Annotated in this window: 17 protein-coding genes; 3 read left to right on the top strand and 14 right to left on the bottom strand. The window is 51.0% G+C overall.

Annotated elements, in window-relative coordinates:
• Positions 1-133 precede the first annotated feature (133 nt).
• The 4 genes from BLW68_RS00810 to BLW68_RS00795 form a co-directional block, all read right to left on the bottom strand.
• Entirely contained in the window at positions 134-691 is a 558-nt protein-coding gene (locus tag BLW68_RS00810) for an NAD(P)H-dependent oxidoreductase (protein ID WP_092789175.1), read from the bottom strand.
• On the bottom strand, positions 672-1,217 hold the full coding sequence (locus BLW68_RS00805) for a DUF1993 domain-containing protein (protein ID WP_177172117.1): 546 nt from the start codon (positions 1,215-1,217) through the stop codon (positions 672-674). The genes BLW68_RS00810 and BLW68_RS00805 overlap by 20 nt, the downstream gene beginning before the upstream one ends.
• Before the next feature lie 210 nt (positions 1,218-1,427).
• Positions 1,428-2,588 carry a trans-sulfuration enzyme family protein gene (locus tag BLW68_RS00800; protein ID WP_092789171.1) on the bottom strand — a complete coding sequence of 387 codons (1,161 nt, stop codon included), beginning with the start codon at positions 2,586-2,588 and terminating at the stop codon, positions 1,428-1,430.
• A gap of 12 nt (positions 2,589-2,600) precedes the next feature.
• Positions 2,601-3,659, bottom strand: coding sequence for an isopenicillin N synthase family dioxygenase (locus tag BLW68_RS00795; RefSeq protein WP_218141270.1), 1,059 nt, complete (start codon positions 3,657-3,659; stop codon positions 2,601-2,603).
• A 383-nt stretch (positions 3,660-4,042) separates the two neighbouring features.
• Here BLW68_RS00795 and BLW68_RS00790 point away from each other — a divergent pair, with 383 nt between their 5' ends.
• Positions 4,043-6,661: a TonB-dependent receptor plug domain-containing protein gene (locus BLW68_RS00790; protein ID WP_092789169.1), complete on the top strand. Its 2,619-nt coding sequence runs from the start codon at positions 4,043-4,045 to the stop codon at positions 6,659-6,661.
• Positions 6,662-6,722: 61 nt separating this feature from the next.
• On the opposite strand, the gene BLW68_RS00785 is transcribed toward BLW68_RS00790, so the two are convergent.
• The 6 genes from BLW68_RS00785 to BLW68_RS00760 form a co-directional block, all read right to left on the bottom strand.
• Positions 6,723-7,886, bottom strand: a complete 1,164-nt coding sequence (locus tag BLW68_RS00785) for a YeeE/YedE family protein (protein WP_092789167.1) — start codon at positions 7,884-7,886, stop codon at positions 6,723-6,725.
• A 90-nt stretch (positions 7,887-7,976) separates the two neighbouring features.
• Positions 7,977-8,900, bottom strand: a complete 924-nt coding sequence (locus BLW68_RS00780) for a sulfurtransferase (protein WP_092789869.1) — start codon at positions 8,898-8,900, stop codon at positions 7,977-7,979.
• A gap of 187 nt (positions 8,901-9,087) precedes the next feature.
• Positions 9,088-11,100, bottom strand: coding sequence for a cation:proton antiporter (locus BLW68_RS00775; RefSeq protein ID WP_092789165.1), 2,013 nt, complete (start codon positions 11,098-11,100; stop codon positions 9,088-9,090).
• 114 nt (positions 11,101-11,214) lie between these two features.
• On the bottom strand, positions 11,215-12,561 hold the full coding sequence (gene chrA / locus BLW68_RS00770) for a chromate efflux transporter (RefSeq protein ID WP_092789163.1): 1,347 nt from the start codon (positions 12,559-12,561) through the stop codon (positions 11,215-11,217).
• 122 nt (positions 12,562-12,683) lie between these two features.
• Entirely contained in the window at positions 12,684-14,525 is a 1,842-nt protein-coding gene (locus BLW68_RS00765) for an SLC13 family permease (protein WP_092789161.1), read from the bottom strand.
• Positions 14,526-14,672: 147 nt separating this feature from the next.
• A complete protein-coding gene (locus BLW68_RS00760) occupies positions 14,673-16,259 on the bottom strand; it encodes a PGAP1-like alpha/beta domain-containing protein (RefSeq protein WP_092789160.1) in 1,587 nt (528 codons plus the stop codon).
• Positions 16,260-16,485: 226 nt separating this feature from the next.
• Here BLW68_RS00760 and BLW68_RS00755 point away from each other — a divergent pair, with 226 nt between their 5' ends.
• Complete coding sequence (locus BLW68_RS00755) at positions 16,486-17,391, top strand: LysR family transcriptional regulator (RefSeq protein ID WP_092789158.1); 906 nt, start codon at positions 16,486-16,488, stop codon at positions 17,389-17,391.
• Positions 17,392-17,414: 23 nt separating this feature from the next.
• Here the strand turns inward: BLW68_RS00755 and cysW are convergent, their stop codons facing one another.
• The 4 genes from cysW to BLW68_RS00735 are packed head-to-tail and all read right to left on the bottom strand — an operon-like array spanning position 17,415 to position 21,173.
• Positions 17,415-18,242 carry a sulfate/thiosulfate ABC transporter permease CysW gene (gene cysW, locus BLW68_RS00750; protein ID WP_092789156.1) on the bottom strand — a complete coding sequence of 276 codons (828 nt, stop codon included), beginning with the start codon at positions 18,240-18,242 and terminating at the stop codon, positions 17,415-17,417.
• Entirely contained in the window at positions 18,239-19,084 is an 846-nt protein-coding gene (cysT, locus tag BLW68_RS00745) for a sulfate/thiosulfate ABC transporter permease CysT (RefSeq protein ID WP_092789154.1), read from the bottom strand. The genes cysW and cysT overlap by 4 nt, the downstream gene beginning before the upstream one ends.
• A gap of 2 nt (positions 19,085-19,086) precedes the next feature.
• Positions 19,087-20,091, bottom strand: a complete 1,005-nt coding sequence (gene cysP / locus BLW68_RS00740) for a thiosulfate ABC transporter substrate-binding protein CysP (protein ID WP_092789152.1) — start codon at positions 20,089-20,091, stop codon at positions 19,087-19,089.
• Between the two features lie 17 nt (positions 20,092-20,108).
• Entirely contained in the window at positions 20,109-21,173 is a 1,065-nt protein-coding gene (locus tag BLW68_RS00735) for a sulfate/molybdate ABC transporter ATP-binding protein (RefSeq protein WP_092789150.1), read from the bottom strand.
• Positions 21,174-21,631: 458 nt separating this feature from the next.
• On the opposite strand from BLW68_RS00735, the gene BLW68_RS00730 reads away from it, so the two are divergent.
• Positions 21,632-24,712 (top strand): TonB-dependent receptor, encoded by a 3,081-nt coding sequence (locus BLW68_RS00730; protein WP_092789148.1) that lies wholly within the window; start codon positions 21,632-21,634, stop codon positions 24,710-24,712.
• The last annotated feature ends 26 nt before the right edge of the window (positions 24,713-24,738 follow it).

The following is a 24,738-nucleotide window of genomic DNA, read 5'->3' as shown; positions in this document are numbered from 1 at the left end:
GCTCCTTAGCGCAGCGGTTGACGGCTTTATCATAAACACGAATACAAATAACCAATAAATAGCAAATTATGATTATCTATATCAAAAAGAAATAAACAGATATTCTGCAGCAGCAAACGCAGCCTGTCTGCTGTTAAGCCGCGAAACGCAGCTTGGCAGCTACCAGGCTGGTAGCTTGTTGGGTACTGAAACGAATGCGGGCCAGTGCTTGCTGATCGGTAAGCAAGGTGCTGTGTATACCGGGTAGCGTACTAAAAGCTGAATGCGGCAGGTAATTATCTATTGGCATAACAAACAAGCCAAAATGATCCAGCAGCGGCCGTAGCTGTGTATCCAGCAAAGGCGAATATAAACCATTGCCGGTTGCCGCTATCAACGCTACCTTGCCGCGCAGCGCGGTAAGATCAAGCAAGTCAAAAAAGTGTGTAAACAGCCCCGGCAACCCGGCGGCATACTGTGGCACACTAAAAATCAGCAAGTCGGCATCCAGTACGTCCTGATACGCCTGGGCAGCAGTATCAGACAATTGCAGCAAACTTTCAGAACAACCCAAATCTGCCGCTATCTGGTGTAAATGCAACACCTGTACTGTGGCTGTAGGCTGCTCAGTTGCCGCCTGTGCAAACACCTGCGCCAGCGTTACATTAATATGGTGGTAGCGCGGTGCGCCATTAAATACCAGAACCCGCATCCTGGAATCCTTGATTACGATATAAATTCAGCCCCAAATAATCCTGTTTGCCTATCTCTACCCCGTTATGGCGCAAAATGTTGTAGGCAGTAGTAATATGAAAATAGAAATTAGGTAAAGCATAAAACAGCGCATAACCGAGTGAGGTATAGCGTTCATCATGTTGTGGCGGCAAGGTAAAGCTTTGCTCCAGCACACCTTCAAACTGGCGGGGGGCAACGGTAAGCAGGTAACTAATATTGTGGTTCACATAGGCAATATGTTGCTCAATACTGACCACCTCCTCTACAAAGCTGACGCTATTTTTACCGCTATATAACTCAATGGTTTCGCGGGCAATATCAGCTGCGCGTTGTACTTGCAGTGATAACTCATACATATCCGGATATAGGCGGCTTTGCAGCAGCAGTGCTGCCGGGTAGCCTTTTAACGCAGCCTGATAACCTGCCTTGCGCAATAAACTGGCCAGGTTGGTTAAACTGCGGATAAATACCGGAACGGTTACGTCATATAAACTGATCGTCATATTACTTCTCCTGTGCCTGACAAACGTATTTTGCATCCTGCACTGTGAAAAAAACGCGGCAGCCAAAGGATGCCGCGAAAAGACAAGTGAAAAAGCAGGAGTAAGCAACGCTTACACAATCATCTTAATATAACTATTTTAAGATCATATTTATTTATTAATTCCATTTAGGAATATGTAAGTTGTTTTATACCTAATACGTTAACAACCTTATGCCTGCAAAGCTTGCTGCAGGTCGGCAATTAAATCAGCCGGGTCTTCAACACCAATACTCAGGCGGATTAAGTCATCTGTTACCCCTGCAGCTAAACGGCTTGAAGCATCCATAGCAGCATGGGTGGTGCTGGCCGGGTGGCAGGCCAGGCTTTCTAAATCGCCCAGGCTTACCGCCTGGGTAAACAGCTGTAATTGATCCAGAAAACGTGCAGCGCGAGTGAAGCCACCAGCCAGCTCAATACTAACCATACCGCCAAAGGCGCCCACCGTTTCGGCCAGTACCGGGTAACCGGCGTCGCTGGTTAAACCAGGATAAATCACCTTAGCCACCAACGGATGCTGTGCTAAAAACTCTGCTACTTTTGCCGCACCGGCTAAGTGTGCATCCATCCGCAGTGCCAGCGTGCGCAGGCCGCGTTGCAGTAAATACGCTTCTTGCGGGCCTATTGGCGCGCCGATATGTTTCAGCGCTATGGTGCGCACCTGCTGCATCAGCTCGGTGCGGCCTGCTACCACGCCGGCAATAATATCGCCATGGCCACTTAGGTATTTGGTGGCGCTGTGCATCACTAAATCAATGCCATGCTCCAGCGGTTTAAATAAGTACGGCGTTAAAAAGGTATTGTCGCACACGGTAATGGCACCGGTTTTAGCAGCGGCAGCTTTAACTTTGCGATAATCACTGACTTTCAGGTTAGGGTTAGTAATGGGCTCAAACAGCACCAGTTTGGTGCCGGGGTTAATATTAGCCAGTAAGTCATCATCACTGGCATAACGGCTTACGGTAATACCGGCCCGGCTTAGAGTATTAATTAAAAACGCTGCGGTGCCACCGTATACCGGATCAATAAAGGCGACTTCGTCACCGGCACTTACCAGCGCATAAAAAATACTGCTAACGGCCGCCATACCACTGGCTACTACCAGTGCTTCGTCGGCCCCTTCCAGCGCCGACAGTTGTTGTTCCAGCGCCTGCACTGTCGGGTTGCCCATGCGGCTGTATATAAAGCCTGGCTGTTCACCGGCAAAACGGGCTTTGCCGTCTGCCGCCGTGCCGTAGGTAAAGGTGCTGCTTTGGTAAATTGGGGTAGTTAAAGCGCCGGTTTGTGTGTCGGCACCGGCACTACTGTGCAGCAATTGGGTTTTAAATTTCATCAGTTGTGTCCGTTAAACAGCGGTCTTTTTATCTAAGCCGGTAATAGTCGAATAGTGCGCCTGCGCCACATCAGGGTGTGAGCGCAAACGGCCTTTTAATACATTTTGCCCCACCTGATAAAACAGTGGGTTAAGCGGATCACTGGCCGGGCCCTTGGCTTGTAATGCCAACTCCTCCGGCAATGGCAGCAACGGTACTGTAGCATCCAACTGCGCGGCCATAAAAAAGGCGCATGACAGGCGTTCAACACCGGCAGGCGGGCTAACCACACGGTGGTAAGTTGCGCGCAAATAGCCATTTGACGCCAGCTCCAGCAGCTCACCAATATTCACCACAAAGGCGCCCGGCAAAGGCACTGCGCTTAGCCAACCTTTTTCGGTTAACACTTCAAGGCCGCTCTGGCCGTCCTGTAATACCAGGGTTAAATAACCCGGGTCTTTGTGCGCGCCTACGCCTTGCTCCTGCTCAGGTGCACTGCGCCCAGGATAACGGATCAGTTTCATATGGCGGTATGGGCCATCTTTAATGGTGCTGTCAAAGGCGTCTTCGCTTTGCTGCAGTACCAGCGCAAAGGCGCGTAGCAGCGTTACGGTAAGATTGGTTAACTGATCCTGCCATTGCAGCAACGCCGGTTGCATGGCCGGTAATGCCGCAGGCCACAGGTTCGGGCCATATAAACGCCACCAGGCCGGTTCATCTTTTTGCAGTACCGGCGCGCTGTGCTCGGCCATAATGTCAAACTGCTCGCGCTGATCAGCCTTACCCAGCGTTAACTCGCCACCTAAGCGGGTATAACCGCGAAAATGCGGCGAATTTACCATTTGCACGGCAGTTTTCTCAGCCTGAGGCAAAGCAAAAAACTCTGCAGCCAGTTGTAAAATTGCCTGCTGCTGCGTTTGTGCGATGCCGTGGCCGGTCAGATAAAAAAAGCCGACATCGCGTGCAGCCTCGCCCAGCTGTGCCAGAAACTGGCGGCGTAGCTCACCGCCAGCACGCCATAAAGCTAAATCCAGCACCGGAAGTTGTAATGTCATATTGCGCTCACATTGCGGGTTGTTCAATGTGCGCATTCTATGCCTGTAATAACAGGCGCCGAAGGATTTGATAACTATTAGTTATATAAAACAGAAATAACCGGCCGCTTGGATATATAGCTAGCCGGAAGCTCAGATGGCTGGATGACAGTTTTTACACCGTTACAGGTTCAGGACTACCGTTGCCCGCACTAGATCTTTTTGTTCTAAGTTAAAACAAAACAGCCGTTCAGACGGCTAAAATAACAACAAGAATTGCAATTAATATATTGATATTAAACAAATTAAAACAAAAACAACGCGGCCAGATACCGATATTTCAGCGGTTGACGACATAGCTTCATCCAGTGATATCATTATTCCATAAAATTAAATAATATTTATTTTATATACCAAAAAAGAATATATGGAGTCCCACAATGTCCGTGCCAACCAAAGCTATCCCCGTATTACTTACCCCCCTGGCCTTACTGATCAGCCAGCAAGCCTATGCCGATGACACTGTGCCTCCGGAACGGGTAGAACGAATTGCGATTACCGGCTCACACATTAAGCGTGTTAACACAGAAAACGCGACACCGGTTTATCAGTTAAGCGCTGAAGATATTGCTGTCAGTGGTAAGATTTCCCTAACAGAGGTACTGCGCGATCTCACCATTAATGCCGGTAACAGCTATGACGAACAATATACCAGTAGTTTTTCTGCGGGTTCTGCGTCTATTGCCCTGCGTGGCTTAAGCCCGAAAAACACCCTGTTGCTGGTAAACGGCCAGCGTGTGTCTAACAATGGTTTCGCATTGAATACTCAGGATACTTTTGTTGATTTAAATGCCCTGCCACTAAGTGCGGTAGAACGGATTGAAATTCTTAAAGATGGTGCCTCAGCAGTATATGGCTCTGATGCCATTGCCGGGGTAGTAAACATTATTCTGCGTAAAAACTATCAGGATACCGAACTTAAATTGTCCGGAGGTAATGCCACTGAAGGCGACCTGGAACAATATGCCGCTGGCCTGGTAACAGGTATCGGCGACCTGCAGCAGGATGGTTACAACCTCACAGCCAGTTTCGACTTTTTAAAACGTGAACGCCTGGATGCCAGCGACCGCAAACTTACGCGTTCCGGCGATTTCCGCCATTTACCGGGGGGCAAACTGGCAGGCTGGAGCAGCCAGGGCGGTGGTTATGTGTATTCAGCCCAGAACCGGGTTGCGTTTGATAACTGCCCGCTAGGTTCCGATAAACGGCCATGGGCTGATTTTGACAGCCCATTGGCAGGCGATACCTGTGCTTTTAATGCCCAGCCATTTAACACACTGCAGCCTGAGATCACGCGGCGGCAGTTTTCCTTGCTGGGTACTGTACAGTTAAACGACAATCTGCAGGGCCATGCCGAAGTACTGTATAGCAATAATGACTCTGCGCAGATCTTTGGTGCCCCACTTAGTATTGGTGCCGGTTTGCGTGCTTATGATCAGGCCAGCGGCACTCTGATTGATATTCCGGTAGTGTTACCGGTTGACCATCCGGATAACCCCACCTCTTCTCCTCTGGCATTTGAATATACCTTTTTTGATCTAGGCCCACGCCTGAAAAACAACCAACAACAGTTCAGCCGTATACTGGCGGGCTTAAACTATGGCGGTGAACACTGGGACTGGCAATTTACAGCCCTGACATCAGAAAGCCGCCAGCGTGAATATGTGGACAATTTTGTTAACCGCTATGCCTTTGAACAGGCACTGGCCGATGGCAGCTACCGTTTTACTGAAGGCGGCAACAGTGCCGACGTGATAGACGCACTGCGCCTGCAAACCCGCCGCCCCGGTGATTACCGCATTGATTCGCTGAATTTCAGCGCCAGCCGCATACTGGCAGAGTTGCCCGCCGGGCCACTGGCATTCGCTGCCGGGGTAGATTTACGCCGTGAAAAAATGCAGGCAGGCACCTCATATGAGGTACTTTCCGGCACTGAGTTGCGCCCGGCGATTAATCTGGTAGATGGCAAGCGCGAAGTCATAGCCGCTTTTACCGAGTTTACTATTCCTCTGCTGACCGATTTAACATTAAGTGCCGCTGGCCGGGCCGATCACTATGACGATTTTGGCAGCGCATTTTCACCCAAAATTGGCGCACACTATGTTCTGAATGATGACTGGCTTCTGAGGGCATCATGGTCACGCGGTTTTAGGGCCCCGTCATTGCCGGAAATATCTGACAGTAATACCGTAAGCTATAGCTCAGTCATAGACCCTTATGACCCGATAACACCGGGCAGCAGCCGCGGCTTCAGCCAGTTCCGGGCCGGTAATCCGGATTTAAAAGCAGAGCGTTCTACCAATATTAATGCCGGGGTTATCTGGTCTGTTGGCCGTCATTCCAGTATTGGCATTGATGCCTTTCGTATTGAGCAACAAGATGTTATCGCCTCAGACAACGCGCAGTTTATTATTAATAACCCACAGCTATATCCCGACCGCATTCGCCGTGACGAACAAGGCAGGCTGCAAATTATTACTAACCAGTACCGCAACCAGGGGGTACGTGAAGTCTCAGGTTTTGATCTGGATTTCAACCACCGCTGGCAACTGGGTGAAGGCCAGCAGTTAAGTCTGAATAGTGTCTGGTCTCGTCTTATCAGCTATAAGCAGTCTCTGGTAGCCGGGCAACCCAGTATAAATGGTGCCGGTAGTAATCAGTTTGGCGCCCTGCCACAATGGCAAAGCAATACCAGCCTGAACTGGCAGTACAGCGACTGGCAGGCTACGCTCGGTGCTGAATATACCAGCAGCTATGAACAAAAAGTGGCAACAGCAGCTAGCAACCCCGGCCTCAACAGCAAAGTAGATAGCCATCTGCAGTTTAATACCCAGCTCAGCTACGGTGGTTTTGCTAATACTGTGCTGGCTTTGTCAGTAAATAACCTGACCGACCGGGACCCACCCTTCGACCCTGCTGCCGGTTCATACTATTACGATATGACCCAATATAATGTGCGGGGCCGGGTATTAAACCTCTCTGTTAGCTACAAGCTGTAACACTGAGCAAACATCAGCACGCCTCAGGCACCGGCTACCGGCCGGTGTCTGGTTAAACATATCACCGCTGCCTTAACCACCAACCGGCATATAAACCTGCACTGCAACACAGCAAAAATATCCAGCCAGACAGCGCCGATGCCATAATACCGGATAACAGCACGCCGACAGTGCAACCCAATGCCAGCATTGCGCCAAAGCCCATTAAAATGCCTCCACCAATTAACCTTGGTAAATCCCGCAACCTTGGCAAGCTTGGTTTAAAATCGCCAGCCGGTAAGGCAGCAGCAAAAGCACCAGCAATTAATGCCAGAATAAAAACCCCGTTATTACTCAGCAGGGTTTCTTTTACCACAGTGGCGCAGCCCCGCATGGTATCCAAACCTTCGAACCGGGTTGGAAAACTGCTCAGCTGACTGCCCAGGCTGCGGCTGATACTACCAAGCTCTGCAGTTACACCAAGAGGAGCCACCCGCAGGTAAGCCAGAGTAGCAATAACAGCCACCAGGATCCCGCCCACAAAGGCAGGCCAGCGGGTGACAAATATAGCCTGATACGTTGTGGCAGCAGCAGGGGCTTTATCACGGCCAAACCTAAACAGTAAGGCAGCTAAAAGCGCAAGCACAGTCAGTTGAACCAGCAGCGAGCCGGCATAACCCAGCTCGGCGGGCAGCCAGATAGCCGGGCTTTGCTGCATAAACTGCAAATACACACTGTTCCAGCAATAAAAACCCAGTAAAAAGCCCAGTAATACCGACGGCAGTACCACCAAACCACTAAAAGCGCCTTCACCAAGGCGGTATAGCACCGCACTGATACAGGAGCCTGCCAGTGCCATACCCAGACCAAATGCGGTTGCGCCAAACACCAGGGCCCAGCTAATGGCGCCAATATGGGCGCCGGGAGGCAGGCGGCCAACACTGGCATCAGGTACAAAAATACCAAAAACCGCATGATAACCAACCAGCCCCAATGCCAGCGCCGTTAGCAACCCCAGCAAGCCACGGGTTTCGCGCCGTTCGATAAAATCACGGCTGATACAATAAAAACAAAAACGCGAGCGCTGAATAACATAGCCAAAGGCTGCACCGCTGAGTAATGAAAAACTCAACTGAGCTTCGTACTGCAAATACCAGGCGGCGAGGCCAAGCACTGCTGCCAACACCAAGGTAACACTCCAGCGTATACGGCTATTAAAAGATAAAAATAAGGCAGGTGAGCTCACAACAACTCCCGTACAAATGGGGACATGCTGGTTTTAGCATGGCAAAGAGGGCCAAACGGCCCTCACAAAATGGATAAATCAGCAGTTGGCTTACTTGCCACCCCATACTGTACCGGCAACATTGGTAATGGGCACACCAACACTATTACCATATTCAGTCCAGGAGCCATCATAGTTGCGTACGTCGTAACCCAAAATTTTCTTTAGCGCAAACCAGGTATGGCTGGAGCGTTCACCAATGCGGCAATACACCACTACCGGCTTACTACCATCTATACCGACTGCAGCATATAACTGTTTTAACTCTTCTTTTGATTTAAAACTACCATCCGCTGCCACTGCAGAACCCCAGGGTACATTAACTGCGCCCGGCACATGGCCGGCACGTACCGCCAGTTCCTGCACACCGGCAGGCGCAAATATTTTGCCTTCATATTCATCTTTAGAGCGGATATCTACCAGGCCATAATCGCTGCGTTTTTCAGCAATTTCCAACACATCCTTTAAACCGGCACGCAGGCTGTAGTCAGGTTCTCCCAGTGTAATATTGCCCGGCTTAGCTGCTTTTTGCGCTATCGTCAGAGGCCGTTTTTCAGCTTCCCACTTACTACGGCCACCATCGAGTAGTTTTACATTCGGAACCTGATAAATATCAAATATCCAGGCCCCCCAGGCAGCAAACCAGTTATTGGTGTCTCCATACAGCACTACAGTGCTGTCAGACGATACCCCGGCTTTGCGCAGTAGCTGCTGGAACTGCTCTTTGCCAACAATATCGCGCTTTACCGTATCAACCAGATCAGTATGCCATACCAGGTTAGTCGCACCGGCAATATGGCCACGTTCATACACTCCCGGATTAACGCTGACTTCGATCAGCCGCACTTTCGGGTCTTGCAGGTTTTTCTCCAGCCAGTCGGTACTCACCAAAAAATCGCTGGCGATGCTACTCCAGCTGCTGACAGCAACCAGCACTAAAATACCGGCGCGGCTAAACAATGTTTTCACTGACATAACAGGCTCCATTTATTGTTATATAAAAGTTTGGGGGCATATCGCCTGTGGTGATTTCAGTCTAGAGGGGAACAATCTATAACAACAAAGAATAATTATTCATAAAACTATATCAAAAAAACATATGAAAGTTGGCAGTATACCCACGACGGTACTTAACACCTTACCCAATCATAACCATGAAGCTCTAAGCTGCCGGCAGCGTTAAGCTGGTATCCTGAATCTCGGCAGGATAGATAACCAGCAAGTTGGTTGCCGGAAACTGGCTGGCCAGCTGGTTTTGCAGATCCGGCAGCGCCGGTGTCCAGGCCAGGCCCCCCTTACGCACGCCGTATAACACCAGTAAATCACCCGCCGGGGTTTGTTGTTGCAATTGCTCTGGCAGTTGCAGCCAGTCTGCAGCAAGCTGCCATTCGGGTTCGGGCAGTGTTTTAAAACGCGGTTTTAGCCGCGCCTGTTGCTCCTGCTGACAATACACCTGCAGCGTTAGCCCCAGTTGCTGACACAAGCGCTTTATTAACACTATAGCTTCGGCAAAACCGGCTTCCAGCTCGGCGTTGGGTGGCAACAACCAACACAGCTTTCTGCCATGTTGTAATGGTGCAACCTGTCTTTTAACCAGCAAGGTATAACTGCGATCCGCCAGCAACCGGCTGAGCATTGAACCAAACAGCAGCTCAGACGCGCTGCTATGCTCGCTCCAGCCGACAATAACCTCGGTAGCCCGCAGTTCACGCCGGGCTCGCAAAATACCATCGCTGATATTCAGATCTATACGGGTTTTCGCCTGTGCCGGAATATCTGCTGCGGCCAGATAATTTACCGCAGCAGCCAATAACTGCTCAGCCGACTTCAGCTTAACTTCCTGACTATTGCGCTCTTCAACAATCGTCATCGGGTAAACCGGTTGCAATGAGCCGGGCTGGCGCAGCCATTTGGCTAATTGTAAAAAAGACTCGGCCGCTTGCTCTGGCGATAGGGCCACCATAATGCGCTGCTCTGTACTGCTTTCTTCCGGCTGTTGCTGCTGAGTAAGCGCAATTTTCCGGCCATAGCGATCCACCAGCCAGGGCGCCAGAAAACACGTCACCAGAATCATTAAAATGGCGCCATTAACCACGGCCTCATCAAATAAGCCTATTTCATAACCCACCATGGTGGCGGCCAGTGTGGCAGCGGCCTGGGCCACACTCAGGCCAAACAATACCCGGGCTTGAGGCCGGCTGTAACCCAGCAGCAGCCGGCACAGCTCTGCTGCGGCCCACTTCGTCAGAATAACAGTGCCCACCATTGCCAGTGCCACTACCCAGGCGCGCGGGCTGGCAAGGAAAATACTGACATCCAGTAACATACCAACCGACAATAAAAAGAACGGGATAAAAATCGCTTCACCGGTAAACTGCAAGCGGTTCATTAATGTGCTGTGGTGCGGGATAATGCGGTTCAGCGCTAAGCCGGCTAAAAAGGCGCCGATAATAGGCTCAGCCCCAGCCAGATGGGAAAAGCTGGCACAGATAAACACCATCGCCAGTACAAACACAAATTCCGCCACCCCATCACCGCCAACACTGCGAAAGAACCAGCGCGCCAGTTTGGGCAGTAACAGTAGGATAACCAGAATATACAGGCTAAGGCTAACACCCAGTTGTAGCCAATAGTGCTCGCTCAACTCGCCCTTGGCCATAGTGGCAATTACCGCCAGCACCAGCAAGGCCAGTGTATCGGTAATAATGGTACCACCTACCGCTGTGGTAACCGCCGGGTTACGGCTAATGCCAAGCCGGCTGGTAATAGGGTAGGCCAGCAAAGTGTGTGAGGCAAACATACTGGCTAATAAAATAGCCGCCAGCCAGTCAAACCCCAGCAGTAAGGCTATTGCTGTACCGGTGGCCTGCGGGATAGCAAACGTTAATAAACCAAATAGCAGCGTATGAGACTTAGAGCGTTTTAGCTGCTGCATATCTATCTCAAGCGCAGCGATAAACATAATGTACAACAAGCCCACAGTACCAAACAGAATAAAGGACTGATCACGCGCCAGCACATGCAGTGCGTTAGGGCCCAGCAAGGCACCGGCAAACAACAACCCCAGCATACCGGGTAACCGGTAGCGTGCTAACAGTAACGGGCAAAGCAAAATAAGACTGGCCACTAAAGCAAAAACGATAACCGGGTTAGTTATCGGAAAAAATTCTGTCATAAATTAACCAGTTACAGCAGCCGCAAAATGGCTGAAAGTGTACCCGAAGGCCCGAGTAATAAAAAGTAGCACCGTGCTGTTAACTGCCAACAACATCTGCTGTATGCAGCAACCTTAAAAGGCTGTTGTTACCATGCCCAATAACGCTGCCACCGTCAGCACCCGCATTATGCCCTGGTTATAGCGAAATAACGCCACACCAGCGGCGATACCCAGCAGTAATGCAAACCAATCGAAATTGCCGCTTAACCCCTGCGGCCATAACACATGATAGCCAAAAAACAGCGCCAGATTAGCAATAACACCCACCACCGCCGCCGTAATAGCGGTAAGGGGGGCGGTAAAGGCGGCTTGCTTACGGCTGCTTTCTACCAGCGGTGCGCCGACTAAAATAAACAGGAATGACGGCAAAAAGGTAAAGAAGGTCACAATAGCAGCCGCCAGCATACCAGCCAGTGGCAGCATGTTTGGCCCAAATAACTGCTCAGTCCAGCCGGCAATAAAACCGACAAAGGCCACCACCATAATCAAAGGGCCGGGGGTGCTTTCACCCAGCGCCAGCGCGTCTATCATTTGCAAGGCGGTTAACCAGCCATACTGTTCAACAGCGCCCTGGTACACATAAGGCAATACCGCATAAGCACCGCCAAAGGTTAGCAGTGCTGCCTTGGTAAAAAACCAGCCCAGTTGCACTTGCGGGCTATGCCAGCCATACAACATTACCAACACACCAAGCGATGCTGCCCAGATCGCTATGCCCAGCGCTATACCGAATATAAACTTGCGCCAGCTAAATAACTGCCACTTTGGTAATGCAGTGTTATCGTTTACTACCGCAGCATCTGCCGTAGCACCGGCTTTGGCACTACCATGCGATGCTGGCGCCACTTTAAGTTGCGCTGGCCACCAACGCATCAGCACTAAGCCAATAAGCGCCGCCGCGATAACAATATACGGAAATGGCATTTTAAATACCGCTATGGCAATAAGCGCGGCCAACGCCAGCAGTTTAAGCACGGCGGTATGTAAGGTTTTTTTACCGATACGCCAGGCGGCAAACAGCACTATGGCGGTAACTGCCGGTTTTACGCCATACAACAGGCCTTGTAACAGCGGCACGTCGCCATGCGCCAGGTACAACCAGGCCAGCAGGCTTAAGATAAAAAACGACGGCAGGATAAACAGCAAACCGGCAATTAAGGCACCTTTAGCGCCGTGCAATAACCAGCCAATATAGGTAGCCAACTGCTGGGCTTCCGGCCCGGGCAGCAACATGCAGTAGTTCAGCGCATGTAAAAAGCGTTGCTCCGAAATCCAGCGCCGTTTTTCTACCAGTTCCTGATGCATCATCCCCAGCTGCCCCGCCGGGCCGCCAAAGCTGATAAAGCCCAGTTTCAGCCAGTAGCGGAACGCCTCACGCAGGCTAACGGCTGTAGCAGCAGAAGATAAGGGCTGTGACATAATCTAAGTTATCCTGTTTTAGCGCACACTGTTTAACGTATTCAGTGTTGACGTGTGTTGTGTTGAATCAGTCTAACGCAGTATGCCCAAATAGTATGACAGCAGCAGTATTTAATCCGGCTTTATTGCGCCGGGTATAACGGAAACAACAGCGGCACCAGCAGCACGCTTACCACTAACACCAACAAGGTAAAGGGCAGCCCAATCCGCACAAAGTCACTGAATTTATACTGCCCCGGCCCCAATACCAGCGTATTTACCGGCGACGACACCGGCGTCATAAAAGCTGCCGAAGCGGCCAGCGCCACCATCATAGCAAACGGATAAGGTGATGCCCCCAGCGTTGTGGCCAGCGTAACGGCTACCGGGGCTAATAACACGGCAGTGGCAGTATTGGAAATAAAAGCACCGGTTAGGGCTGTTAACACAAATAGTGCCGCCAGCAGGGCGTAATCACCGCTGTCACCGAGCACATACAACAGACTACTGACTGCCAGCTCGATACCGCCGGTTTTTTGCAATGCCAATGCAAAGGGCAGCATACCAATAATCAGTACCAGGCTGGGCCAGTGAATAGCTTTATAAGCGCTATTTAAATCAATACACCGCAATGCGCCTAACAGCAGGCAGGTGATCAGCGCTGCTATTACGTTGGGTACTATGCCAGTTACCATTAGCAGCACCATCAACGCCAGACAACCTAGCGCATGCGGCGCTTTGCGGGCAGCGGGTGTCACTTCATCTACTTCAGCCGGCAGGCTAAGTACCAGAAAATCGCGACCCTGGCGCTGCAGGTTGTGAATATCCTTCCAGTTACCGGCTACCAGCAAAGTATCGGCCTGTTGCAGTTGTTCATCTACCAGTACACCTTGCAGCGCCTCGCCGCGGCGGCGCAGCCCTACCACATTCAGCTTATGCCGGCTGCGAAACGACAGTTGCTGAATCGTTTTACCCGGCAAAGCGGACTCCGGCGGAAACGCCACCTCAGCCAGGCCAAGCTCATGGGCGTACAGCGAATAGTAAGAACTGGTTAAAGGCTGCGCTTCCAGCCCCAGTTGGCGGCAAATTTGCAGTAAGTCCTGCGCCGGGTACATCAAATCAACCAGCAGCACATCACCGGCCTGCACTACCGTATTACCGGTAGCATTAAGTAATAAGGTACGGAATTTTTGCAGCCGCTCTACCGCTACTACATTAATGCCATAGCCTTTGCGCAGCGCCAGTTCATTTAATTGCTGGTTTAGTAACAGCGATCCCGGCAATACCTTTAGCCGGTGTTCGCGCTCGTTTAGGCGGTAACTTTGCGCCAGCGCGCTTAACGTCAGGCGCGGTGCTCCGCTCTGGCCCGGTGCTAACTGGGGTTTAAGCCAGCGCCGCGCCAGCAGCATATACCCAATACCCAGTACCAGCACCACTAAGCCAATAGGCGTAAAACTGAAAAAGTTAAAACCTTCCAGGCCATTTCGCTGCAATTCGCTGTGCACTACCATATTTGGCGGGGTAGCCACCAGCGTTTGCATGCCGCTGATCAGCGCAGCAAAAGCCAGCGGCATCATCAAGCGCCCCGGCGCAATATTCATCCGGGCGCAAATACTTAACACCACGGGGATAAAAATAGCTACCACACCGGTAGAGCTCATTACCGAGCCTAATAGCGCCACCGCTAACATCAGCAGCACCAGCAGCCGGGTTTCACTGTTTGCCGACACCCGCACCAAAGCATCGCCCAGCCGGTATACAATGCCGGTGCGTACCAGGCCGTCACCAATAACAAATAAGGCAGCAATAAGAATAACAGCAGGATCGCTAAATCCGGCCAGCGTTTGCTGTAAATCCAGCACACCGGTTAGCGGGAATAGCACCAGCATCAGCAGCGCCACAACATCGGCGCGGGGTTTATTCGCGGCAAAACAGCCAATACAAAACAGCAGCATAGCCAGCACGCACAGGAGTTCAGTGTTCATTGGCTACGGGCTCCGCTTAGCGTTAAAGGCGTGATAGTAAGATAAACAGAGTAAGCTTTCTTAGCGGCAGATCAACAATAGTAATTTGCCATGACCCCTTTTACCCCCCCTTTTTCACCTCGCGGCAATGCTTAGCAGCATAGCAACTCAGGACCAGGGCCTGGCCTCTATACGCAATGAACCCCGCAGGCCAGGGCGGGTTTTCTGCTCAATCGGAATATTAAACACAAAACCCTGGCTCGCATCGCCCGTGCTTAACAACTGCACCTGTGCATCTACGCCGGGTTTACCGGGGTTGATATCCTGATAACCATATTTAACACGCCAGCCCCCCAGTGCGTTTTCATCAGGAAAAGCTTCCACCAGAATTAACTCACGGAAGATAAAACCGCCCTCATAATGCCGCTTGATAAACAGCACACCATTCACCTCGTAATCGGGAACCAGCACCTTTACGTCAAAGGCAAAACTGACAGATTTCGACGTTTTCACACTCTTTCTGGGATCGAGAAATACGGAAAAAAGGTGCGGGCTCATCGCACGGTCCGGCACACGTTCGGTGCCGTCCTTACCGGGAAAAAGCTGACCATAGCTGCGAAAGATAGCAGAGTTTTCGCGAACCTCGCGCCGGGTCATCTGCCACTGGCAACCCCGCACACTGGCGGCAATTTCAAACTGGTATGACGCCCGCACCTTTTTGCCATCTTTGAAGGCTTTTTGCACTTCCATCGGCAGAGTAATATCGTCCACATTCAGGATGCCATCAACACGCAGCGTACCAAACAGGAAACGGGTGAGGTTCTGATACCCCTCTTCAGAATTCACAATGCCATAGTGCCCGGAGTGGCTGCGGTGCACAAAAGCGCGTGGTGAGGTGACATCTTTGCCATCCGCGCCCGGCCCGTGGGTAATGGCATTTTCAATACGCACCAGGCCGTCGCTGGCGTCACCGGCCGCCCAGGCCGAAATACCACCCGCTACGTTGTAGTCACGCGGGTTGGTGCCAACAAGGTTGAAGATCCGCTCAGGTGGAAAGTTTTTTACAAGACTTACGTCGTCGCCTCTGGGTACATCGAGGTATGCCGCCATCTTCTCGCGGTTGAAGTTGTTAACGTCACCAAATGAAAGCCAGCCCGGTATGTTGCGTACAATACGCATATCAATACCATTATGCGGCGTGGCATAGGTAAAAACCTTATCTACCGCCGCACGCGCGGCTGCCGAACCCAGCTTGGTATTTTGCAAAAAAGCACGACAAACCAATCCGCCCATAGAATGGGCCACCAGATGTACGCGAAAGTCTGCCGGTGTCATATTGTTTGCCTTATTGGCACACACTTTATCCCGCAAGCGCAGGATAAGTTGATCCAGCCCTTTGGCAAAATGCTCAATTGGTGGCGTTTCGCCGGTGCCAAAATCTTTAGAGGCTTCGTCGTAGTAGCGGTAAATAATGATACTGCGATACGGCACCGGGTGATTATTGCGCTCGGCTGCGACCAGATCATCACCGTCGACAAAAACATCCTCGTACTTGTGATCACTCATCAGGCGTACCAGTGGCGACTCGAAGTAAAAGCGTTTGACGTCACCGGTCCAGGCTACACGAGACTTAGTTGAACCAACATTAAACCCCATGTAAGGGTCGGCGACCGTTTCCTCAATCTCGCCCTGAGTGGCAGCAAAGCCGCGGACATAAATAATCGGATGATAAGGATGTTGTGAATTCGTGGCCATAGCAGAGGCTCCGTGTTGAAGTAAATTGGGTCAGGGTTTGTAATCACAATCAATGACACCCGAGCTAACACTGCTGAGCTGTTAAAGTGCGCTGATGTACAGCATTTATTAATCAAAAACTTTAGTTTAAAAATTGATAAAACGTGAGGCGTTGTACGTATGATTAAAAATGGTATATTTCTATGTATAAATGAATAATTCTCATATATGGCAGCACGGAAACGGCATGATTGAAAAAATTCACTTAAGTATTTTGCGCGAAATCGCCCGCGGTGGCTCATTAACGGCAGCCGCGGGCAGCTTAAACCTGACGCAGTCAGCACTTAGCCATACCATGAAAAAGCTTGAGCGCCAGTGCAATATCAATTTGTGGCTTAAAGATGGCCGTAATATCCGTTTAACCGAAGCCGGCAGCTACCTGTTAGAACAAGCTAACCGCTTGTTGCCGCAGTTTGAACGCATAGACGATACGCTGCGCCAGTTTGCCGACAACGAAAAAGGCAGCCTGGGCGTGGGCATGGAGTGCCACCCATGCTACCAGTGGTTACTCAAAGTAGTACAGCCGTTTTTGGCGCAATCGCCGGGGGTAGATATCGACGTAAAACAACGCTTTCAGTTTGGGGGCATGGCCGCGCTGTTTAACTACGATATAGATTTGCTGATAACACCCGACCCAATCAACAAAGAAAGCATAGTGTTTGAGCCGGTGTTTCCGTACGAGCTGGTATTGGTGGTTAGCCAGCACAGCAAACTAAATGGCTTAAGCCAGATAACCCCGGCACAGCTAAGCGACCAGGTGCTACTAACCTATCCGGTAGAAACGGCACGGCTGGATATTTTTCAGCAGTTTTTACTACCGGCGCAATGTATGCCCAAACTGCATAAAACACTGGAAGCCACCGACATTATTCTGCAAATGGTGGCGGCCAATCGCGGCGTGGCCGCTATGCCAAAATGGCTGGCACTGGAGTACGCCAACAGCCTGCCCATTCATCTGATCCGCTTAGGTGACAGCGGTATTCATAAACATATTTATGTCGGTTACCGTAAGCAGGAAAAGCTGAATAAACATATCCAGACTTTTATTACCCTGGCCAAAAGCAGCGGTGCAGCATTATCGGCAGAAGTGTAAACAGCACTCAGGTAAATGGCAGCTTAGTGCTGCCGGGCCAGTTTCCACTGTAAAAACGCTTTTACCACTAAGGTGGCAATAGCAATAAGTGTTAGCAAGGCGGCGGCAATAAAGGCCCCGGCAGTGTTGTAGTCTTGCTGCAGCAGTTCAATATGCAGTGGCAGTGTATTGGTTTGGCCGCGAATAGTGCCCGATACCACAGACACCGCACCAAACTCGCCCACCGCACGGGCGTTGGTTAAAATAACGCCGTACAGCAGCGCCCAGCGGATATTGGGCAAAGTAATATGCCAGAACACCTGCCAGCCACTCGCGCCCAGCAACACGGCGGCTTCTTCCTGCTCGGTGCCCAGTGTCGACATCAGCGGCACCAGTTCGCGTACCACAAAGGGGCAAGACACAAATACCGTAACCATAACCAGGCCGGGCCAGGCAAACATCAGCTGTATATCATGCTGATCCAGTAGGTTGGCAAAAGGCCCGTTGCTGCCGTACAACAGCAAATACAGCAAACCGGCCACCACCGGGGATACGGCAAACGGAATATCAATCAGCGTTAGCAGTAAACGCCGGCCGGGAAAACTAAAGCGGGTAACACACCAGGCGATCAGGGTGCCGAAAATCAGATTGATCGGCACCGTTAAGCCCGCCACCAGCAGCGTTAAACCAATGGCATGCAGCATGTCGGGATCGGTCAGGTTTTGCCACAGGCCGCCAACACCGGCAGAAAACGCCGCGACAAAAATAAACACCAGCGGCACCACTAACAGCAACAGCGTTAACACCACACCAACACTGATTAATAACGGCCGGATCCAGCGGCGTGAGCTGTTAAGCGCGGTTTGGCTCATTTAACACCCCCGGTAATATGCTGATAGCGCTGCTGAATGCCATTAATAATAAACAGCAGTATTAACGACGCCAGCAGTACCACGCTGGCAATAGCGCTGGCACCGGCGTAGTCGAATTCCTGCAGCCGGACAAAAATCATCAGCGAGGTCACTTCGGTTTGCCATGGCAAATTACCGGCAATAAAAATAACCGCACCAAATTCGCCCAGGCTGCGGGTAAACGACAGTGCCGTGCCGGTAAGCAGTGCCGGTTTTATTTCCGGCAAAATAATACGCAAAAAGGTCTGCCACGGGCTCGCGCCCAAAGTAGCAGAAGCTTCTTCGTATTCCGGGCCAAATTCTTCCAGCACCGGCTGCACCGAGCGCACCACAAAAGGCACACTGGTAAAAATCATTGCCAGCACTATACCCAGCCAGGTGTAAGACACTTTTATATCCCACAATGCCAGATACTGGCCAAACCAACCCTGGGTAGAAAACACTGCCGCCAGCGTTAAGCCTGCTACCGCAGTGGGTAAGGCGAAAGGTAAATCCATCAGGCCGTCGAGCAAAATGCGGCCGGGGAAACGGTAACGGGTTAAGATCCAGGCCATTAACAGGCCAAAAAATAAGTTAAACACACTGGCAACCAGCGCCGCCGACACAGTGACTTTGTAGGTGGCCACTACCCGCGGATCAGAAATAATAGCCCAGTACTGCGGCCAGCTTAGTTCTGCCGTTTGCACTATCAGCCCGGTAATGGGCAGCAAAATAACCAGGCTGATAAAAAACAAACTGCTGCCAAGGCTGATACCAAAGCCCGGCAGCACACGTTTACTGGTAAAACTGCGATAAAACGTCACGGTTAGCGTTTACCCTCGGCCAGCAATTGGTCCAGTACACCACCGCTGGCAAAATGGTTACTTTGCACGGCATCCCAGCTACTGAACAGCTCTTCTACTTTAAACAGTTTAGTTGCCGGAAACTGCGCCGCAGTAGCAGCAACCACGTCGGCATCTTGCACCCGGTAAAAGTGGCGCGCCAATACCTGCTGCGCAGCATTGCTGTATAAAAACTCCAGGTACGCTTTAGCTTGTTTTTCGGTGCCGTTGCGTTGGATATTGCGATCAATCCAGGCGACCGGGAATTCAGCCAATACATTGGTTGGCGGCACTATCCGTTCAAACTGCTGATCCGGGTATTGTTTCATAATGCCATTTACTTCAGATTCAAAGGTGATCAATACATCACCCAGTTGGCGGTCAACAAAAGAGGTAGTAGCGCCACGCCCCCCGGTGTCAAATACCACTACGTTGGCTAAAAACGTTTTTACCCAGTTACGGGCTTTGGCATCGTCATTGTCAAAACGCTGCAGTGCATCACCGTAAGCGCCTAAATAAGTGTAACGCGCGTTGCCCGAGGTTTTCGGGTTAGGAAATACCAGGCCAACACCGGGTTTAGCCAGATCCTGCCAGCTGTTAATCTGCTTTGGGTTACCTTTGCGCACCAGAAATGCCATGGTGGAGTAATACGGCGAGGCATTATTGGCTAAGCGCTCACGCCAGTTTGCCGGCAGCAAATTACCGCGCTGGTGCAATACATCAATGTCGGTGCTTTGGTTAAAGGTTACTACGTCGGCACGCAGCCCCTGCAAAATAGCCTGCGCCTGGCGCGACGAGCCGCCGTGCGACTGGTTAATGGTTAAGGTTTCACCGCTTTGCTGCTGCCAGTGCGCAACAAACAACGGGTTAATTTCAGCAAATAATTCACGGGCAATATCATAGCTGCTGTTTAGCAGCTCTTTTGCTGCCAGCGGTGTGCTCAGCAAAGCGGCAAACAGCAGCAACGCCAGTTTTTTTGAAGTGTGCATAGGTATAGTCCTGTAAATTAAATGCCTTCGCCAAGGAAGACTTTGCTGTAACGGGGCTGGATCCAGGCAATATCGCCCTGCGCCAGCGCCAGCTGTTTAAATTGCTCTTTCGGTAATTCAATATGAATAAGCTGTTGCTCAGTATCAGTTAATACTTCCAGCCGCGCCACCGGCCCGACAATAGTTACCAAATCCAGTTTTACTTTTAGCCCGTCGCTTACCGGCGCTTTAAATACCTCTATTTCGTGCGGCCGCACATAGGCAAAGCCGTCCTGCTCGTCACCATTGGTATGCTCCGGCGAGGCCAGCTGCACATTGCCAATAGTGGTTTGGCCCTGCTTTACCCTGGCATGGAATAAATTTACATTGCCAAGAAATTCATACACAAAAGGGTTGGCCGGGTGGTCGTAAACCTGCTCTGGCGTACCGTCCTGCTCAATAGCACCTTTGTTCATTACTACTATGCGGTCGGCTACTTCCAGTGCTTCTTCCTGATCGTGGGTGACAAACACACTGGTTACATGAATTTCATCGTGTAAGCGGCGTAACCAGCGGCGCAGTTCGGCCCGCACTTTGGCATCCAGCGCACCGAAAGGCTCGTCCAGCAGCAGCACTTTGGGCTCTACCGCCAGTGCCCTGGCCAGTGCAATACGCTGGCGCTGGCCACCGGATAACTGCGCCGGGTAGCGATCTGCGGTCCAGTCCAGCTGCACCAGTTGCAGTAATTTATTCACTTTTTTCGCAATTTCAGCCTTGCTGGGGCGAAATTTTTTCGGTTTTACTGTTAAACCATAAGCGACATTTTCAAATACTGTCATATGTTTAAACAGCGCATAATGCTGAAACACAAAACCCACACCGCGCTCAGACACATGCTGGCCGGTAATGTCTTCATTATTAAACTGAATACGGCCGCTGTCGGCTTGCTCCAGCCCGGCAATAATGCGCAGCAAAGTGGTTTTGCCCGAGCCAGACGGCCCCAGCAGAGCCGTTAATTCGCCGGTATTAATATTCAGGTTAACGTTGTCTACTGCCACAAAATCGCCAAAGCGTTTATTTACCTGCTCAATGCTGATACTCATAACCTGTTAGTCCTGTTCTGTTGTTACAGTGCCTGGCCGCTCAGGTTGTGGTGTGTTCCCAGGCGTAGCAATCGACAACGCTATCTTACGCCTGGCAGTTAATAACTTTAAAATAGCAAATAAGAATCTTCTATATCTTTTTGAAATATAAGCAGCCCAAAGCCTCACCGCGAAACAGTAAAACACAGCTCCGCCACAGCGTTTTTACTTTGCATTTGCAGCACATAATAAAAAAAGCAAGAAGGTAACGCATTTTGACAACTTCCCCGAAGTGACAAGATTACTACAATGATTGTCGGGGGTTGGCTATTCGGCATGGATGTGCAGGAAGCCGCTAGGTCAGCACCTGCACAAACGAACATGTTGGCAGCTCCTAATATCTGTAGTAAATAACAGCGCTGCTGCCCGATTGTTTGATTTGAATGACTTATAACAAATCACGAGGGGATGTAGATAAAATGGAAAACAGGAAAAAATTTAGCCGGACAGCACTGGCCAAAGCCGTGTCATTGCTGCTTGGCAGCACCGCGGGCATGCCGTTGTACGCGCAGCAAGCCCCACAGACCGAAGCTGTAACACCGGCAGACGTTGAAATAATACAAGTGCGTGGCGTACGCTCAAGTATGCAGGAAGCCGCTGATATAAAACGTAATTCAATGGGTGTGGTAGATGCCATCTCTGCTGAGGATATCGGTAAATTTCCAGACACCAACCTGGCAGAATCACTGCAGCGCATTACCGGTGTGTCTATCAGCCGCACCAATGGTGAAGGCTCGGAAGTAACAGTGCGCGGCTTTGGCGGCGACAATAATATGGTTACCCTGAATGGCCGCACCATGCCATCGGCCACCACTTATGGTGCAGGTTCAGGTGCTGACGGCACCACCCGTGGCGGCAGCGCCCGAGCTTTTGACTTCTCTAATCTGGCGTCAGAAAGTATCCGCGCGGTTGAGGTGTATAAAACCGGTAAAGCCAATATTGCCACCGGTGGTATTGGCGCCACACTTAACGTTAAAACAGCACGCCCGCTGGACACAGAAGAAACCGTGGCCAGTGTTGGCTTAAAAGCGGTGCATGACACCACTAACCGCACCGGCAATGATGTTACACCGGAAATATCCGGCATCTTCAGCCATGCGCTGGATAACGGCAAATTTGGTGTGAGTTTATCGGCCAGCCATCAACGGCGCGACTCCGGTTACACCGGCGCCACCGTAAACGACTGGCAGGTAGATTACTGGGACGATATCGCCGATGCCGACCGCAGTTGGAATAACGCTGATACTGAAGTGATTAATGCGCCACAGCAAGGCCAGCTATATGCCCGGCCAAATGATATCCGCTATGCCTTTTCCAATACCCGGCGCGAGCGCGACAATGCCCAACTTACGTTACAGTTCAGGCCGGTCGACAACTTTACCGCAACGGCAGATTACACCTTTGCCGAAAACAACCTGGTTGAGCACCGTGGTGAAGTAGGTAACTGGATGCAAACCGGTAGCAATACTAAGGTGGTAGAGTTTGACAATAATTTAGTGAAAACACCGTCTTATATTCAGGAAACCTATGCCAGCGCCGTAGACGAAGGCTATGAGCAACAATGGCGTGAACAAACCAATACACTGAAATCTGCCGGTTTAAACCTGGAATATCTGGTTAATGATGCGCTAACCCTGATGCTGGATGCGCACAGTTCTGAAATGTTCAGCCGCGGTACCGGGCCTCGCGGCTCTGGCGAACTGGCAGTGGGTTTAGGCGCACCTATTGTTACCTCGCGTGAATGGTTCTTCGGTGCCAATTTACCCACTTATCAAAACGTGTATGACGACACCATCCCGGAGAAAGGCGCCAATGCGAATGGCATGGTAGATGCCGGTGATGTCGGCTCATCCATTGCCCGTATTCGTAACGCCAGCCAGGAAAGCAAAATTAAACAGCTTAAACTGGACGGTATGTACGAGCTGGGCGATGGCCGCTTTGATTTTGGCGTAGAAATGCGCAAAATGGAGTCGCGCTCTATCCAGACAGCCGGTAACAATATCGCACTGGGTAACTGGAACGTAGGCAACCCAGGCGAATTTGGTGATTTAATTCAACCATTTGACTTACCCGGCGAGTTTGACGATTACAGCGCCCGACCCGGCGGCTACGGCTTTATTGCCGACCCGCGTGCGTTATACACCGCAGCGTTAGATTTATATCCCGGTATCCCTACCGGCGTCGAAAGCTCATTGTCGTATGACAATATCGTTGAAGAAGACACCAAAGCTGTGTACTTTCAGGTGGCATTAGGTGGTGAACTCGGCGGTATGCCGTTTGATGTGCTAACCGGCCTGCGTTATGAAAAAACCAAATCAAAATCCAGTTCACTGGTCAGCCAGGTGTATTTTAGCTGGGAAGATAATAACGACATTATTGCCTATGTCGATTCCACTGTACCACCAGAGCCGGCGAATGCAGAGAATGATTACGACTACCTGCTGCCCAGCCTGGATGTTACCCTGCACCTGAGCGATGACCTTGTCAGCCGCTTCTCGTACAGCAAAACCATAGCCCGTGCCGGTTTGGGCAGCCTTGGTGTGTCGGCATCTAACTTTGGTGGCGGCGGTGGCTCTACGCTGTTAGGTGCTCAGCCTACTGCCGATGCCTCTAACCCAGGCTTATTGCCGCTGGAATCAAGCAACTTTGATTTGTCGCTGGAATGGTACTACAACCCCTTTAGTTATATGTCGGCCGGGGTGTTTCAGAAAAACGTGATTAACTTTATCGGCAGCCGCCAGGTAGATCAGCCACTGCTGGGTATTCGTGACGTTACCGGCGGGCCACGGGCAATAGCGGCAGCCCAGGCTGTGCGCGATGCCGGCTTCCCGTTGGACGATACCTATTTGTTCGCCATGATGGCATTTAATGAGTTCCGTAACCATCCGGATATGATTGCCAGGTATGGCGCTAACCCGCAATTTACCGGTACGCAAGAACAAATCGACTTTTTGGCCAGTAACCCGGGCTTTGATTTACGCGCCACAGATGCCGATCCGGAAATGGTATTCCGCACCAGCACGCCGGACAACAACCGCGAAGCGAAAATATACGGTGCTGAATTTGCTATCCAGCATTTCTTTGGTGAAAGCGGTTTTGGTGTGCAGGCTAACTACACCATAGTGCGCGGCGATGTTGGCTTTAATAACAACGCTGATCCTGGCGAGTCACAGTTTGCGCTGATTGGCCTCAGTGATACCGCCAACCTGATTGGTATTTACGAAAAAGACAGCTGGCAAGCCAGGGTAGCCTGGAACTGGCGTGACAAGTATCTGGCCGAAGTAAACAAAGGTGGCTCAAATAACCCCAGATATGAAGAAGCCTACTGGCAAATAGATGTGAATGTCAGCTATGACATCAACCCGCAGTTAACAGTATTTGCCGAAGTGCTGAACCTGACAGGCGAAAACAGCCGCTCTCATGCCCGCAATGAAGCCATGTTGTGGTATCTGACGGATCTGGGGCCTCGCTATCAGATTGGTGTCCGCTACGACTTCTAACAACGGAGCCCGCCAGTCCGACTGGC

Origin of the sequence: Rheinheimera pacifica (genome assembly GCF_900108485.1) — a bacterium.
Classification (GTDB): Bacteria; Pseudomonadota; Gammaproteobacteria; order Enterobacterales; family Alteromonadaceae; genus Alishewanella; species Alishewanella pacifica.
This window is presented reverse-complemented; position numbering and strand designations above follow the sequence as displayed.